Source organism: Streptococcus pseudopneumoniae, assembly GCF_038148935.1.
Taxonomy (GTDB): Bacteria; Bacillota; Bacilli; order Lactobacillales; family Streptococcaceae; genus Streptococcus; species Streptococcus pseudopneumoniae_U.
The window spans coordinates 1-16,917 of record NZ_JBBJZX010000015.1 but is presented as its reverse complement, the minus strand read 5'-3'; the positions used below and the strand labels follow the sequence as shown (position 1 = coordinate 16,917).

The window sequence follows — 16,917 nt, the reverse complement described above, 5'->3', positions numbered from 1 at the left end:
CTAGTTCATTGGATGGTATTTTTGATACAGATTGATAATATCACGCGCAATGGAAGGTCCTACACCATTTGTTAGATTGGTATTATGAGGAAAGACCACTGCAACAGCGATTTGGGGATTATCAGATGGGGCATAGGCCACCGCATTGGTATTGGTTGCTTCCTGACCATCTGCCACATAGCTTTCGGCTGTACCCGTTTTTCCGCTAATAGATACCAAGGCACCATTTGAAAAGGCACGTCCAGTTGTCAATCCACTAGTCCCATGAGCAACCTGATAAAAACCTTGGTGCAAGACACTCATATCGGAGTCGGATATATTGACCTTATTCATCTCTGTCGGTTGCAGTTGCTGAATCAAGTCGCCTAGGCCCCCCTTATCATTATTTCCATAAATGCCTTCAACAATACGAGGAGCCACACGAACACCATCATTTGCAATAGTTGCTACATACTGAGCCAATTGCATCGGCGTATAGTTATCAAACTGCCCAAAGGCATTGGTAATGAAATTGGCAAAGTTATACTCTTTGGGAATAAATCCAGTAGATTCATCTGGTAGGTCAATCCCGGTCGCAGACCCCAAGCCATATTCGCCAAAGGTTGAACGCAATTTACCCATAGCAGACTCTAGATTGCTGGTGCCGACAAACATATTTGGTTGATAGGTTTGCCCCATAAGACCTAAGGCTGTTTGGACCATATAAGCATTGGATGAATACTCTAGAGCCTGAACCGCCGTAATCGGCATTGGCACAGAAAAGGCAGTATACCAAGAATTAATTGGAGCTGAACCTTGGAAGACAATGGACTGGTCTGTCAAGGTCTGATTTCCTGACAAGACTCCATTTTCCCAACCTGAGCTGATGGTCGCCGCCTTAACAACCGAACCTGGAACAAAGACATTGGTTACCGTTCCCAAGGAATCAGGCGTCAACTCTCCCGTTTTCAAGTCATGTTTAATCCCTGACATAGACAAAACAGCACCTGTTTTTGGGTTAAGGGCGACTGCATACACACCTTCAGAATACTTGGCTCCACCATTTCCTAGCTCGGAATTGAAATAACTTTTCAGCAAAGCATCCACGCTATCTTGGAAGGCCAAATCAATGGTCAGCTTGATATTGTTCCCCTTACTACCTTCCTCAATTGTATCCACGCTTTCCATATTGCCATATTTATCCAGATGGATTTCTTTTACCGAGCGTTTTCCTTGTAAGGTCTCTTCATATTGCTTTTCCAAATAGGAGGTTCCAACACGGTCATTTAGAGAATAGCCTTTTTTAAGATAGGCTTCTGCTTCTTCCGCTGGGAGACCAGCTTTTTCACTGGATACACTCCCTACTATAGAAGAAAGGGAAGTTTCCAAAATCTTTCGATCCCAAGAAGTAGAAATACTAATGCCAGGCATCTCCTTTGAAATAGAGGCAATAACAGCCACCTGAGAATCATTTAGAGGATCTGTCGCAATGGTTCCTGTCGCAAAGTTTCCAACAGCATTTAACTGACTAAAAAGATAGATTTCTTTCTTTTCATCCTCTGTATAGTTTAGTTGACTCGCTTGGACACTATCGACCGCATTGTTATACAGTTCTGATTCGGATAGGCGATTGCCATCTGAATCCAAGCGTTTCTCACTTGGGAGAGCTTCCACTGTTTTTTTATAGATTTCAGGATCAGCCAAATAGTAATCAGCCAGCTGGCGTTCTGTCAAATTTGGCGAACTGATGCTCACATAAGTCAGTAACTTTTTAGCTATTTCTTTTAAGTCTGTAGCCGTCATTTTATTGCTACGCGTAAAGGAAACAACTTGTTTCACAGTATTTTCAACCAAAGGTTTTCCACTAGCATCATAAATTTCCCCACGGGCAGAACTGGTTGTGACCTTGGTCTGACTAGCGGAGGCTAGCTTTTTTTCGTAAAAATCCTTGTTCAAAACCTGCATATACAACAAACGACCAATAATGGTCATAAAGAGTAAAATGACGATTGAAAACAATAAATTAAGCCGAATCGGAATCGAATGGCTGTTAAATTTTCTCATACAAATCAGTCTCATTTCTAACTTAAAATCTTACTCTTAATTGTACCACAATTTGAGCAGAAAATTATGGAAAAGAAAGATGCTTTTTTTCGTTTTTACAGTAAGATGCGTTTTTATTTATTCATCCCTATATTATATGTTATAATGAATGTAAAAGTTCAATAATCTAGTCTTTTTCCAACACGACTCATTTAAAGGAGCCTTCCCTATGGACAAACCAGATATCGCAACTGTCATTGATTCACATTTTGAAGAAATGACAGACCTAGAGCAAGAAATCGCTCGCTATTTTTTACAAGCAGAAACCATTCAAGATGACCTTTCCTCCCAACAGGTCACTCAAAAATTACATATCTCTCAGGCTGCACTAACTCGCTTTGCTAAAAAGTGTGGCTTTACTGGCTACCGAGAATTTATTTTCCAATACCAACATGAGGCAGAAAATCAAGCCAACCAAGTCTTCAAGCACAGTCCACTGACCAAACGAGTCCTCAGAAGTTATAGCAATATGCGGGAACAAACACAAGACTTGATTGACGAAGTCCAACTAGAACGAATTGCCCAATTAATCGAAGATGCTGAGCGTGTCTACTTCTTCGGAACAGGGAGTTCTGGCCTCGTAGCTCGTGAAATGAAATTGCGCTTCATGCGTCTGGGTGTGGTCTGCGAGGCTTTGACCGATCAAGACGGCTTTGCCTGGACAACCAGTATTATGGACGAAAATTGTCTCGTACTTGGTTTCTCACTTTCTGGCACAACTCCCTCTATTTTAGACAGTTTATTAGACGCTAAGGAGATGGGGGCAAAGACTGTACTCTTTTCAAGTGTTCCCAATAAAGATAGTCAGGCCTACACAGAGACTGTTCTTGTAGCCACCCACAGCCAGTCTTCCTATATCCAACGAATATCCGCTCAACTTCCTATGCTCTTCTTTATCGATTTGATTTATGCCTATTTTTTAGAAATCAATCGCGAAAGCAAGGAAAAAATCTTTAATAGCTACTGGGAAAATAAAAAACTCAACGGCTATCGTAGACAAAAACGTGTCAGAAAATCCTAGTTTGGCTGGGCCAAACTAGGATTGTTTTGTCTTAAAATGATAATATGCTCCCAACATCCCTGCTGTATTCTGGTGATGGGCAAATTCTAATCGTGTTTTTTCGGCTAGACTTGGTACCAAGGCATCTTTTAAGGCTGTGCGGATCTTGGGTTTGAGGATCGCCTCTTGTCCCATGATACCACCCCCGAGAATGACCACTTCTGGATTGGCCACATAGCAAATATTTGCCAGACCTTTTCCTAGATAGTCAACCATACGGTCAATACCAGCCATGCAGAGTTTATTGCCTTCAGTGGCTTCCTTGAAAATGCGTCGACCATTCCACTGATCAACTGGATCGCCATGAGCTGTTGCTACATACTCCACCAATGCTGTCGTAGAAGCCAAATCTTGGAACGCTCCATCCTGCATATGCATATAACCAACTTCACAGGCTGAATTGCTAAATCCATGGAAGACTTTCCCATCCATAATCAAACAACCACCGATACCTGTTCCAATGGTCAAGCAAAGGGTGACACTCGCTCCCTTACCTGAACCAGATACAGCTTCCGCAAGACCTGCACAGTTGACGTCATTTTCAATTTCACAAGGAATATTAAAGCTAGTTTCGATTTCCTTTTTGAACTGGGTGCCTGCATAGTTGGGAATCTGAGGCCCAGCATAGAAAATCTCACCCTTGTCTGGATCCACCATTCCTGCAGAAGAAATAGCAACACCTGCTACTGGGCCTTTTTCTAAATAGCTGGCTACAATATCTTTGGTTTTTTGTAAGATATGAGGTCCACCCTTATGCGCCTCAGTTGGCATTTCATGCGATTCAACAAGTTGGCCTTCTTGGTCAATCAAACCATATTTGATGTTGGTTCCACCAATATCAATTGCAACGTAGTGTGTCATAAATACCTCCTTATGGATTAGAGGAAGCGCTCCTTGGTTTCACGAATCAAGGCTGCAGCTGCTTCTACAACTGGACGATCGTCTTCAGTCACTGGTGTCAATGGTGAACGAACAGAACCAATGTTCAGTCCTTCATTGATCTTCAAAACTTCTTTAATGACACCATACATATTTCCATGTGCAGCAGTGAGTTTGCCAATGATTGCGTTGATAGCATACTGCAATTCACGCGCTGTTTCCAAGTCTTTGTCCGCAATCAATTGGTTGAGTTTCAAGAAGAGTTCTGGCATAGCACCATATGTACCACCGATACCAGCTTTGGCACCCATGAGGCGACCTCCTAGGAACTGTTCATCTGGACCGTTAAAGACGATATGGTCTTCCCCACCAAGGCTCACAAAGGTTTGGATATCTTGAACTGGCATTGAAGAATTTTTAACACCGATAACACGTGGATTTTTCAACATTTCTGTGTAAAGGCTTGGAGTCAAAGCAACACCTGCTAATTGAGGAATGTTATAAATCACGTAGTCTGTGTTTGGAGCTGCAGAACTAATATCGTTCCAGTATTTGGCAACTGAGTATTCTGGCAAACGGAAGTAAATCGGTGGAATTGTTGCAATGGCATCTACTCCCAAGCTTTCAGCGTGGCGAGCCAGTTCCATACTGTCTTTGGTATTGTTGCAGGCAACATGAGCAATGATGGTCAATTTACCTTTGGCAACTGCCATGACTTCTTCCAAAATTAACTTGCGGTCTTCAACGCTTTGGTAGATACATTCACCAGAAGAACCATTGACGTAAAGACCTTGAACACCTTTATCAATGAAGTATTGAACCAAGGCACGTGTGCGCTCTGGACTTACTTCTCCTTGATCATCATAACATGCGTAGAAGGCCGGAATGACACCTTCGTATTTTTTTAAATCTGACATAGATTTTCTCCTAAGTTTTCTTTTTTCTGCTAAAAGCAGGATTTATTCTTTACGTGTTTAGTATACACCTTGTGAAAAACGCTTTCAATATCTTGTGTACACTTAGATTTTAGTTTCGATATGCATTTTGAAACGTTTATGGCTTGAAAGTAGTTTCATAGACAAGCCATCCTATTGGTATTTTGCGAAAATCTTCTCCATCAATCCAGTCTGGATAAAGACTAAGAGTCCAAACCCAAAAAGCAGGAAGGCTGAGCCACCTAAAAGTAAACTGAAGGCGGACAGATAAAGAACCATCACAATAAGAAAGAGAATAGCTAACATGAGGAAGAACCAAGGAAAGTTAAAACTTGCCAAGATAAGTCCTTTTTGCAGCACTTCTTTCCAAGTCAAATCATAGCGTGCAGCGATGGGATAGCTAGCCAACATCACGATAGTAAGGAAGATAAGAACGCCTAGACAAATAGCTTTCACCATTTGGAAAGGCATAGCTGTCTGACCCCAAAAGAGATAGAGGTCTAGAAGGCTTAATGAGACGATACCCAACTCAAGCAGACCTAACTGAAGACCTAGTTTCAGATTTTGCTTGAAAGCTCTTAGATAGATTTTAAAGACAGGCACACGTCTGCTCTTCTTAATCTCAAACATAGTCTCATAAAGGCTAATTTTAGCCACTCCAATCGTCACGATGGGTAAACAAGAGACGACAAAAAGAAGATTGGCTGTCACGATATCCAAGACCTTCTCACTAAAACGCATGAGAAAGTTATCTGTATCAAATGCTGCCTTGATAAGGCTTACTCCTTTTTGTGCCATGTTTGCTCCTCCTGATTTTTTAATCAATCAAAATTTTAAAGAGATATTTGCGAACCTTCTCTTCCATACCTGCATAACCATTTGGCTGGTGTGGTTCTCCTGGAAAGAAAATCGCAAAATTGTGATAACCCAACAAGAGTGGGTATTTTTCATGACAATGAACAAAGCCAATGTCACTCGCTTCGTCGAATGCTACTGCTTCATCTTTGATACGTGAACCGTAACTCGAATATTCATGCCCTTCTACCAACAAATGCAAGTCTGCATAGTTCTTGTGATGTTCAAACTGGTCATTTTCAGCTTTATTTAGGACATTTTCTTGAACAACTAGAAAGACCTTGTCACCATCAATCTCATATTTTCCTAACTCGAATGAATCTTTACGATGTTGGTAGAGATAGTCGATAGCCTTATCTAAATTGGGATGAATTCCTTTGTAAAAGGTGATATTTTTCAAATCGTCAAAAATCATACTCTTTCCTTCGTTTCTGATAGTTAACTAAAACCATTCTTAAGTTGATAAGTGTCTGACAAAACTTCATAAAGTAACTGCATACCCTCCATTTTGTAGACACTTATAACTCTATATTCTTTTAATCTATAAAATATACTTCTGTATTCTGATAGATTGATTTTCCTATACTCAATGAAAATTGAAGAACAAACTAGGAAGCTAACCGCAGGCAATACTTAAGTATAGCAAGGCGACGCTGACGTAGTTTGAATTCGATTTTCGCAGAGTATTATCCTTTGACCGCTCCCATAGTAATCCCTTGTGTGAAGGATTTTTGGAAGACTAGGAAGACTGTTACGATTGGCACAGCAGCAAGAGCAGCCCCTGCCATGATCAAACCATAGTTGGTTGCCATTTCAGCCTGCATAGTTGCAACCCCAAGTGAGATGGTCAAATTGTTACGTGAAGTCAACATAACCAACTGCATGAAGTAGTCGTTCCAACTATTGATGAAGGTGAAGATTGCAAGGGCTGCAAATCCTGGCTTCACAATTGGGAAGGCTACGCTCCAGAAGGTACGAATCTCACCACAACCATCGATTTTAGCTGATTCGAGCAATTCTGTAGGGATATTTTCACTGAATTGTTTCATAAGGAAGACACCGAATGGCCATCCAATCAAAGGCAAGATAACTGCCCAGAGAGTGTCATGAATTCCCATGAAGTTGACGATACGTACCAATGGTACAAGGACAACTTGTTTTGGAAGTGCCATAGCAGCGATAAAGATGGCAAAGAGGATACGTTGACCATAGAAACGTTTTTTAGCCAATACATAACCTGCTAGAGATGAGGTTGCACAGACTAAGAACATGGTTACCAATGAGATAAATACTGAGTTCCACATCCATTGCAAGGCAGGGTTTTGCACCATGAGTTGTTGGAAGTTTTCCATGGTTGGCATTTTAGGGAACCACTGAGGAGGAATAACGATTGTATCAGGTTGTGATTTGAATGCCCCTGTCAAAATCCAGTAGAATGGAAAGATGAACAGCACAGTCAACAAGAGCAAAATGATTGTTGAAATAACAGTAAAGGCTGTTAATGGTTTTTTTTCTGTAGATTGCATAGCTGTCTCCTTTCTTTAGTATTCTACGTCGTTTCCGAGCGCCTTAAATTGAACAAAGCTTACGATAGCAATCATGACTGCCAAGAAGACACCAATGGTGTTGGCATAGCCGTATTCTGTCAATTGGAAGGCTTTTTCGTACAGATAGTACATCAAGGTACTTGTAGAGTAGTTTGGCCCACCAGATGTCAACAATTGAATCAAGGCGAAAACTTGGAAGGAGTTAATTGTCGTGATGATTGCGATATAAAGAGTTGTTGGAAGAAGGCTTGGCCATTTAATCTTCCAGAAAACTTGAAATTCAGTTGCACCGTCAACACGAGCTGCTTCAACCAATGAATTGTCAATATTCCCCATAGCTGCGATGTAGAGGATAATCGGTTGACCAACAGACGTTGTCAAAAGGATAATCATAATCGCCAGCAATGCCCAGTGCTTGTCGCCCAGCCATGAAATATTTTGTGTAATGATATGACTAGATTTCAAAACAAAGTTGAGAATCCCTGATAATGGATCATAGATCCATTTCCATACAACCGTTACGGCAACACTACCTGTTACAACTGGAAGGAAGAAGACGAAACGGTAGAAGGATCTGGCAATGGCATTTTGATGGTAGGTCTGTGACGCTACAAAGAGCGAGAAGAGAACAACAATCGGTACAGAGCCAACAACCAAAATAACTGTGTTAATCAGAGATTTTGTAAAGACAGGATCTTTAAACATACGGACATAGTTATCTAAGCCCACAAATTCAAAACTAGTCATAGAATAGTTAAAGAAACTTGTGATGAAGCCCATAATCATTGGTACTAAAACAAAGATAATAAAGAAGAACAACACTGGTGCTAGAAAAGCATAGGAAATTACGGTTTCCCTCATACGGATTTTATTGACTTTCACAGTCGGCACCTCACTTTCAAATAATGATGATTTTTGATTTCTGTTAAAATGTATTAAAATCAAAATGAAATTTTTTATGATTCGCTTATGTAAGAACTTCATTTTAATTTCGTGACAGTTTCTTACATTTTAAACAAAATCCCCCCTTTTCTTACACTATCTGTGTAGAGGGAAAAGGGGGTATACACTCTTAGGTTCTTTAAAAAATTACTTTTTCATAGAATAACTAAGGACTATTGTTTCATAGCTTTTTTGATTGTTTCGTTCGCTTTTTCAGTGAAGGCTTTCAAAGCGTCCGCTGGTTTTTCGTCACCATTTGATACAGATTGCAACATTGGGAACCAAAGTGTTCTCATTTCAGCAAATCCATCAATAGTGTTGTAGTATGGTGAGTAGTATTGAGTCCAACCACTGATTGTTTCCATACGTTTGTCATCATAAAGTTTGCCAAATGAAGTACGAACTGGGAAGGCACCTGTACGAACTACGTCTTTAGGTCCCCATTCTTTGTCATCTGCGATAAATTGGATGAATTTCTTAGATGCAGCGACTTTCTTGTCATCTTTGTTGTTGAATACTGCAAATCCGTTTACAAGGTATTCAAGAGCTGGCTTACCTTCGTCTGATGGGAACGGTACTTCTACCACTTCTACCTTACTTGCTTCCAAAAGTTTAGCTTGGATACCATTTTGAGCTGGTGCCCAAAGGATTGTGTAAGATGTTTGACCGTTGGCAAAGTTTTGGATATCTGCCCCACCGTCAAATTGTGAACCATTATTGAGCAAATTGTCTTTAATCCAGCCAGTTGCTTTTTCAAGACCTTTGACGAATTTAGGATCATCAGTTGTATATTTGCTAACTTTTTCATCTGTTACAGAACCGCTATAAAGGTTAGAGATAAAGGCACGTGTTCCTTGGTCTCCCCCTTGACCAGAACTGAACAATGAACCTGGTGTGTAACCCTTGTCTTTGAGTGCTTTCAATACTTTTTCAAAATCATCAGTTGTCCAACCTTCTTTTACAAGGTTTGCCACTCCAGCATCTTCTAGCATTTTCTTGTTCATTGCCATGTAGAATGGAGCTGAACTAATTGGATACATATAAGCCTTGTCTCCAGCTTTACTTGCTTGTACGATGTTTTCGTTGTTGACATCTTTAACAAATTCATCTGTGAAGAGGTCGTTCAACTCAGCCAATTTGCCGTTTTTACCGTATTGGATGATACGTCCTGGTGCATCAAAGAGTACGTCTGGAGCTGTTCCAGCTTCGATAGCTGTTGTGATTTTTTCAGGACCTGACTTGAAGTCAATGGTTTCCAATTTCACTTTTACATCTGGATTTGCTTTTTCAAAAGCTTCGATGATTGATTTTTCATAAGTTCCAACACCGTCACCAGTTTTTTCTTGGGTAAATACTGGGAATGCCCACCAAGTGATTTCTGTTTTGGCACCGTCACCACCTGATTTGGCAGCATCTTTACTTCCGCCAGAATTGCCACAAGCAGCAAGACCAAGAACCGCAGCACTCGCAAGTACTGTACAAGCTAATTTTCTAAATTTCATCTGTATTCTCCTATGTAATAAGCGTATCCAACTTGGATAATGAGTTCTTTATTTCTTGTATGCGATTTCATTTCATCCTACTCATTCCACCACTCTCCTCTTTTTAAGATTGTGTTATTTGAGACCAGCAACGAAGCGTTCTGTAATCTCTTTTGGTCTAGTAATAGCGCCACCAACAACGATGCCTCGCACTCCATATTCAAGGATTTGTTTGGCTTGTTCTGGTGTATGAATTTTCCCTTCTGCAATGACATCTACACCGGCATCGCAGAGTTTTTTGATGAGTTCAAAATCTGGACCGTCCACTTTTGGACTGTAAGATGTGTAGCCTGACAAGGTTGTTCCGACAAAGTCAATTCCTGCTTCGACCGCTGCCAATCCTTCTTCAAAAGTACTGGTGTCTGCCATCAAAAGCTGATGAGGATATTTCTCCTTGACCTGACGAATGAACTCTTGAATTTCCAAACCATCGTAGCGTTCACGCTTGGTACAATCCAGAGCAATCACCTCGATGTCCAGTTCTGCTAATTCATCAACTTCTTTCATGGTAGCCGTGATGAAGGGTTCTTGCGGCGGATAATCTCGTTTGATTATCCCAATAATCGGAAGTTTGGTGACTTCCTTGATTTCCTTGATATCGCGAACACTATTGGCTCGGATACCGACTGCTCCACCTTGCTCAGCCGCTTTGACCAGCAAGGGAATCACCCCTCCCGCTTCTGTATAAAGCGGTTCATGAGGAAGAGCCTGACAAGAAACGATGATTCCATCTTTGATTTGTTCAATCAAGGCTTCTTTGCTAATCTGTGGCATCCTCTTTCCTCCTTTTCTTTTTTCTTTGTTTCTATGAGATTATTATACCTTAAAATTAAAACGCTTTCAAGAGTTTGTAGTATAATAGATTTCAGTTTCAAAAACTAGCCAAGTCAAACAGCTCCTCTAAAAGTACTTTCAGAGGAGCAAGTCGACCTAATAAATAGGAGAATACCAAAATTTAGTTTACAATTTCTGACAATTTTACTTTGCGATCTTCAAACATAGACTGGGTACAAGCATCTGCAGTAGCAATTGCTTCTAGGGCAGCTTCACCTGTCAATAGTTTTGCAAATTCTTCTGATACTGGAGCGCCTTGCATAATCTCGTGGAGATAGCGCATTTCTTTGTCAATCACAGATGACAACCATAATGGAGTACGTTTACCTGGTTTACCATAAGCAATTGCTCCATCCATCTCTGTACTATGATAGATACGAGTACGATCATCATCTTCTTCTTGCGATTCATGAATCAAGAAATAACTTTCTTGCCCATCTAGCTTAAGAGTTCCTTTACAGTTGAATAAGTCTAAGCGGATAGCACCTTTAGTCCCTTGAACCAAGACATAATGTTCACCCCAACGATAAGCTGAACCCCATTCTAACAAGGCAAAACGCTTATTAGAAAATTCCATATTGACAAAAATCATATCATCTTCATCACCGAAATTCTCACCTTCATGGGCTACATTCCCACCTGTCATGGTTACAGTTTCAGGCATACCACCCATAAGGAATTGTACACAATCCAATTCATGGATGTGGTGATACAAGTGACCACCTGATTTTTCACGAATTTTTTTCCATGATACGGACGGTTGTTGTTCTTCCCAACCATTACGAGCTGTGTGACAATATAGAACATCTCCAATCACTCCTTGAGTAATGAGTTCTTTTGCATGATGGACACCATTAAAGAAGTTCATAATATGTCCTGCCATAAAGGTTACATTGTTTTCTTTACATGCATCAACCATCTCGCGACAATCTTGATAAGAAAGTGCAATTGGTTTTTCACAGAAAACATTTTTGCCATGTTGTGCAGCCTTAATAACCGGTTCCTTATGAAGATTATTTGGAGTTGCGACGATAACACAATCTACTTCATCGCTAGAAACCAACTCATCTAGGGAGCTTGCTACTTTTGCTCCCAATTCTTCTGCAACTGCCTCTGCATTATCTGGATCATAGAGGAGAGTAATCTCTGCTCCATCATTCTTTTGCATATAACGAGCTAACTCAGCTCCAAAATACCCTGTTCCAACAACACCGTATTTAACCATGTTTTTTCTCCTTTATTATTGAATAAACTTTCTAATTTTAACTTATACTTCTCTTCAAACCACGTCAGCGTCGCTTCATCTACAACCTCAAAAACATGTTTTGAGCTGACTTCGTCAGTTTTATCTACAACCTCAAACCTGTACTTTGAGCAACCTGCGGCTAGTTTCCTAGTTTGACCTTTGATTTTCATTGAGTATTACTTCACAGAACCTTCTGACAATCCACTTGCAATCTTATTTTGGATAATTGAGAAGAAAATGATTGATGGAAGAACTACAATAACAGATGCTGCCATCATATCTCCCCAGTCTAGGATTTCTGAACCATTAAGCGAACGAAGGGCTACTGCTACTGTCATCTTTCCTGTATTGTTAATCAAAATCAAGGCATACAAGAATTCATTCCAAGCATTGATAAATGTATAAATAGCTGTTGCTACAATACCTGGCGCTACAATCGGTAACACAATTTTGTAAAAAGTCACAAATTTATTAGCGCCATCAATTCGAGCTGCTTCTTCAATTCCAATTGGAACTGTTTGGAAAAATCCAACTAAAAGCCAAACCGCGTATGGAACACTAAAAGATAGATAAACCATCATCAAGCCAAATAAACTATTTGTTAACCCAACTTTAGCAATGGCAATTGAATAGGGAATTGCTAACAAAATTGGTGGGAAAATGTAGGTAATAACGAGTAGTCTCGACATAATTGCTCCCAATTTAGGGAAGAATCGAACAATACCATAGGCTGCCATAGCAGAAATAATAATCGCAATAAGGGTTGTAGTCAAGGCAATGATTAAACTGTTTCGAATGTTATCAATGAAGTGCAAATCGTTGATAACATGAGTGAAATAATCCAATGTAAATTGTTCAGGCCAAAATCGTGTTGGATACTGAGTTAATTCCCCTTTCCCCTTGACAGAAGATATGATAATCCATATCAATGGGAAAATTGCAACAATGGTCGCACCAACTAAAAGTACATGTGAGAGAATATCTAAATAAATACTGGATTTCTTCTTCATTATTTTCTACCCTCCTTTTCCCACTTACTGATGATAGCAAAGTAGATAAAGCAAATTGCCATCAAGAAGATAAAGAGCAACACTGTAACTGCTGAAGCACGACCCAACAATTTAGTTCCCCAACCTAGGTTGTAAGCAAAAATTGGAAGCGTCGTTGTAGCATTAGCTGGTCCACCACCAGTAATAAGATAGATAATGTCAAAGTTATTAAAGATCCATACAGTTCTCAAAACAACTAGAAGTCCTACAACCACTTTAATATGTGGAAAGACGATAAACTTGAACACCTGCCAACTTGAAGCACCATCTATCTTAGCAGCCTCAAATTGTTCTTCTGGTACTGTTTGCAAAGCTGAAAGTACATTAACCATAATCATCGGCGCTCCAAACCAAATGTTGATAAACACCAAACATAGGAATGCCCATGTACTATCTGTCAAAAATGCAGGTGTATGTTCCATTAAACCTAATTTTACGATTAGATTAGGTAAGTAGCCATAAACCCCGTTTAGAATCCACTGCCAAGAAAAGGCAATAACGATTGTAGGAAATGCCCAAGGAACAATCAATAAGGTCCTATATAATTTCTTAAAGTGGCGTACTCTGTGAAGAGCTAAAGCCAATACAAACCCTACTAAAACTTGACCAACTAATGAGAAAATGGTCCACTTAATTGAATTAAAGAACGCATTAAAGAAGTTGGGATCTGATAGCACAGCTTTATAGTTAGCTAAACCAACAAATTTATAATTGGGCATAATCAAATGCTTATTGGTAAAGCTATAAAAAATACTCGAGAAAAACGGATAAACAAAGAGTAATCCTACGATAATCATAGCTGGCAAAACAAATATCCAGCGAGTTAAATTACGTTCTTTAACCATTCTCCTTCTCCCTTCTTTTACAAGATTGGGCTAGGGCTTTTCAGCTCACTAGCCCACCTATTTTCTAGTCTTTTACACCTACTGAACAGCCTCAAATAAATCGTTTAATTGTTTTTCTGCTTCTTTTGCAGCTTTCATAGGGTCTGTTCCATTTGTAATGATATCTTGGAACATTTGTTCAATAATGTGTTGGTTAGTCAACATACCAGCTTGTACACTTGGTCCATTTTCATAACCAATAGCAGTACCTTTTTTAACAGCTTCAGTAATTACTTCTTCAGCATGTTTAAATTTCTTACGAGTTTCATTTTCTTTATAGGCTGCAGAATCACTAATCCCCTTAATAGTTGGCAACATACCTACTGGAGTTGAATCAAGGAATTTAACGTAGTCTTCTTCATTATAAAGTGATTCTAAGAATGCTTTAGCAACTTCTGGGTGTTTTGAATTTTTCCAAACAACCATTGGAATGTTTGAAGTTTCAATTCCTTGGTCCTTATCAGATTCTTTGATTTTTGGAATAGGATAAGCATCAATTGAATCAATTAGTTGAGGACTGTTGGCATTGATTCCTCCAATATGGAAGCCAGAGTTAAAGTCAAATGCTGTTTTTCCTTGATAGAACAAGGTAGCTTGTTGAAGGACATTAAAGTTCAAAGAATCTTGAGGTGAGATTTCTTTATACAATTTAACCCAGTATTTAATACCATCTTGAGCAAGTTGGCTTGTCAAGTCTGCTTTAAGATCTTTTGTCAAGAGGCTTCCACCACCACTACGTACGTAGAAGTTCAAGAAACGTGTTGCCATTAAGTCATTTGTTCCAAACGGAACAGACAAGCCATAAACTCCAGCTTCTTTCAATTTTTTAGAAGCTTCATAGAGTTGATCCCAAGTTTTAGGAACCTCAATATTATGTTCTTTTAACAAATCAGTTCTAACCCACATAACTTGTGCATGTGAATAAAGAGGAACAGAGTAGTAATCATCTCCGATTTTTGCTTCATTTAAAGCTGTTTCATTAAATTTATCCTGTCCAATACGCTTGATAGAATCGTTTAACGGAACCAAAGCATCTGAGTTTACCATTTCCATTACTTGGTTAGGAAGAGCTGTACTGATATCTGGCACATTTCCATTTGCTAAACCTGTAGTCCATTTAGTATAGAAGTCATTCCAAGAGAATGTTTCAATCTTGATTTTTGTTTTTGGATGCTTTTGCATGAAAGCATCTGCTGATTTTTGAATACTTTCTAAACGTGGTCCTTGAGTAAAGGAGTGCCACATTGTAATCTCACCAGATAATTCTGTCGGTGGTTCAGTGTCAGCTGTAGTTTCTTTCTTTCCTGAACAAGCTACCAAGGCAACGGCTGCTAGCGCAATTCCGGCTAGACATAAAAACTTTCTCATTTTTTTCATGGTTCTTCCCTTTCTACATTAAGAAATCGCAACTTTAAAGACAACTTTTTTCACAGGTTCATCATTTATACGAACCTTTGGTTGATGTAAATCTTCTGGAAAAGTGATGAGGCATTCGCCAGCTCTCAAATGAACCAACTGTTCCACTTTCCCTGTGTATAATTCAATATCTTTCTCATCATCATACTTTTGGGTAACGCTTATATTTTCCGGCGACGTAACAGCCATGGCTTCTTCGTTTTCCAAAACTAAATGAATATCCAAATATTTTTGGTGAGTTTCAAAGAAGGCTCCTGCTTGACCATCTGCTAGATAAGTAAAGCAATTCCCAAACAGTCGATCTCCATCAATATCAATCGGACCTTCTGTTAAATTTTCTAGTCCTATTTTTTCTAAAAAATCTATCAATGTTGCAAAATGTGGATTGACTCCCACATAAGTTCCTAAACGGCTAATTTTTGTAATAATCATCTCTTCTAACCTCCTTTCTCAATCTATTTTTCCTATCCAAGTTCCCCATTCTTCTGCCTAGCATTTTCTACTAGAAGGACATAAAAACACAACACTCTCTAGCCTATACTCTTTGAAAATCTCTTCAAACCACAGTCGCTTCACCTTGGATTATATACGTCAGTCTTATCTACAACCTCAAAGCGCGGTGTTTTGGGCAATCTGCTACTAGCTTGCTAGTTTCTTCTTTAATTTTCATTCAGTATCTCCTCAATCTTCACAAGAAGATCTGATTTTTCTAGCGACAAACAGAATAAATAAGTTAGTTCAATGAACTACTTTATCTATCTTCCTCATAGATGAAATCGGTATTCATAAAGGAAGTCGCCCTTCATTTTTTTCAAAAGACACTATTATGAATCTATTTGGGGAATTGAATTTATAAGCTGCTCACTTCGTTTTTCTAAAATAATTCCAATCTATTATTCTAGCACTAATAGACTCTTTGGCTAAATCTCCTTTCTACATCTCGTTTCACCAAGAACTTTTTAAGAGAGAAATACTCTAAATTAGTTTTGTTACCGTTTTCAATTAGAGTATACTTTTTTTTTTTAGTATTTCAAGCCTTTTTCTAATTTGGAATTTAGTTTCAAATCTTTTTAAGCATATCAAATATATTAAAAGTACTTTCAAAAATAAGTAGGTTTCTTGCAAAACCTGTTTCGAGTGGACAAGATAAGAAACAGAAAAAAGAAGAAAGCAGGTAAAAGTCAATTGTAGGAGAAAATAAGGGACATAACCTTATGATATGACAATATAATATAAAAACTGAACAAATTGATTGGAAAATTCAAACCAATTTCTAACAATGATTTAGGAATTGTAGTATCCTAATATAGATTCAGTGCACTATAAAACGCATAGTATCAAGTTTTTTTAATTACCTGATACTATGCGTGTTTGTGATTTTTAAGATTTTGCGCCTAGAGTTTTTTAATTCCAAGAACGCCATCTTGACCGTTATTGGTGATAATCTTCCAGCAAGGCTTCAAACTCAGATACTGACATACCTAATTGCTGACTAGCAAATTCAGTGCTTAATACATGTTGGCGAACTAGATTTGCTAACATCTCGAAACCACCTTCAGCACGGCCACGCTCCTCAGCTTGTTCCAAGGCATAGTCCTGCGCTAACAAGGCTTGTTCTTCTCGCATACGTAATTGACTAAACATTTT

General features: G+C 39.0%; 16 protein-coding genes and 1 pseudogene. 1 reads left to right on the top strand and 16 read right to left on the bottom strand.

What is annotated here, in order from left to right; translation table 11 throughout:
• The gene (gene pbp2b / locus WKI42_RS02980; RefSeq protein ID WP_368081144.1) at positions 1–2,058 is read right to left on the bottom strand and encodes a penicillin-binding protein 2B; all 2,058 of its coding nucleotides are present in this window, start codon (positions 2,056–2,058) and stop codon (positions 1–3) included.
• A gap of 193 nt (positions 2,059–2,251) precedes the next feature.
• Between pbp2b and WKI42_RS02975 the strand changes: the two genes are divergently transcribed.
• Positions 2,252–3,103 (top strand): MurR/RpiR family transcriptional regulator, encoded by an 852-nt coding sequence (locus tag WKI42_RS02975; RefSeq protein ID WP_173274686.1) that lies wholly within the window; start codon positions 2,252–2,254, stop codon positions 3,101–3,103.
• Positions 3,104–3,118: 15 nt separating this feature from the next.
• Here WKI42_RS02975 and WKI42_RS02970 read toward each other — a convergent pair whose 3' ends face one another.
• The 15 genes and pseudogenes from WKI42_RS02970 to WKI42_RS02900 form a co-directional block, all read right to left on the bottom strand.
• Positions 3,119–4,003: an ROK family protein gene (locus WKI42_RS02970; protein WP_261055572.1), complete on the bottom strand. Its 885-nt coding sequence runs from the start codon at positions 4,001–4,003 to the stop codon at positions 3,119–3,121.
• Positions 4,004–4,020: 17 nt separating this feature from the next.
• Entirely contained in the window at positions 4,021–4,938 is a 918-nt protein-coding gene (locus WKI42_RS02965; protein WP_001281493.1) for a dihydrodipicolinate synthase family protein, read from the bottom strand.
• 171 nt (positions 4,939–5,109) lie between these two features.
• Positions 5,110–5,754: a YesL family protein gene (locus WKI42_RS02960; RefSeq protein WP_261024804.1), complete on the bottom strand. Its 645-nt coding sequence runs from the start codon at positions 5,752–5,754 to the stop codon at positions 5,110–5,112.
• A 19-nt stretch (positions 5,755–5,773) separates the two neighbouring features.
• Positions 5,774–6,226: a YhcH/YjgK/YiaL family protein gene (locus WKI42_RS02955; RefSeq protein WP_368081143.1), complete on the bottom strand. Its 453-nt coding sequence runs from the start codon at positions 6,224–6,226 to the stop codon at positions 5,774–5,776.
• Between the two features lie 271 nt (positions 6,227–6,497).
• Entirely contained in the window at positions 6,498–7,337 is an 840-nt protein-coding gene (locus WKI42_RS02950) for a carbohydrate ABC transporter permease (protein ID WP_368079843.1), read from the bottom strand.
• A 15-nt stretch (positions 7,338–7,352) separates the two neighbouring features.
• Positions 7,353–8,219, bottom strand: coding sequence for a carbohydrate ABC transporter permease (locus WKI42_RS02945; protein WP_162278974.1), 867 nt, complete (start codon positions 8,217–8,219; stop codon positions 7,353–7,355).
• Positions 8,220–8,473: 254 nt separating this feature from the next.
• Entirely contained in the window at positions 8,474–9,802 is a 1,329-nt protein-coding gene (locus WKI42_RS02940) for an ABC transporter substrate-binding protein (RefSeq protein ID WP_368079844.1), read from the bottom strand.
• A gap of 114 nt (positions 9,803–9,916) precedes the next feature.
• Positions 9,917–10,615: an N-acetylmannosamine-6-phosphate 2-epimerase gene (locus WKI42_RS02935; protein ID WP_050261683.1), complete on the bottom strand. Its 699-nt coding sequence runs from the start codon at positions 10,613–10,615 to the stop codon at positions 9,917–9,919.
• A gap of 181 nt (positions 10,616–10,796) precedes the next feature.
• Positions 10,797–11,900, bottom strand: a complete 1,104-nt coding sequence (locus tag WKI42_RS02930; RefSeq protein WP_368081142.1) for a Gfo/Idh/MocA family oxidoreductase — start codon at positions 11,898–11,900, stop codon at positions 10,797–10,799.
• Complete coding sequence (locus WKI42_RS02925; RefSeq protein ID WP_368081141.1) at positions 11,852–12,091, bottom strand: hypothetical protein; 240 nt, start codon at positions 12,089–12,091, stop codon at positions 11,852–11,854. The genes WKI42_RS02930 and WKI42_RS02925 overlap by 49 nt, the downstream gene beginning before the upstream one ends.
• A gap of 6 nt (positions 12,092–12,097) precedes the next feature.
• A complete protein-coding gene (locus WKI42_RS02920; RefSeq protein WP_368081140.1) occupies positions 12,098–12,931 on the bottom strand; it encodes a carbohydrate ABC transporter permease in 834 nt (277 codons plus the stop codon).
• A complete protein-coding gene (locus WKI42_RS02915) occupies positions 12,931–13,815 on the bottom strand; it encodes a carbohydrate ABC transporter permease (protein WP_000237984.1) in 885 nt (294 codons plus the stop codon). Before WKI42_RS02915 ends, WKI42_RS02920 begins: the two co-directional genes overlap by 1 nt.
• 78 nt (positions 13,816–13,893) lie before the next feature.
• Positions 13,894–15,231 (bottom strand): sugar ABC transporter substrate-binding protein, encoded by a 1,338-nt coding sequence (locus tag WKI42_RS02910; protein WP_368081139.1) that lies wholly within the window; start codon positions 15,229–15,231, stop codon positions 13,894–13,896.
• Between the two features lie 18 nt (positions 15,232–15,249).
• On the bottom strand, positions 15,250–15,702 hold the full coding sequence (locus WKI42_RS02905; RefSeq protein WP_368081138.1) for a YhcH/YjgK/YiaL family protein: 453 nt from the start codon (positions 15,700–15,702) through the stop codon (positions 15,250–15,252).
• A gap of 999 nt (positions 15,703–16,701) precedes the next feature.
• Positions 16,702–16,917 (bottom strand): annotated as a pseudogene (locus WKI42_RS02900) (Rpn family recombination-promoting nuclease/putative transposase); the annotation flags it as partial.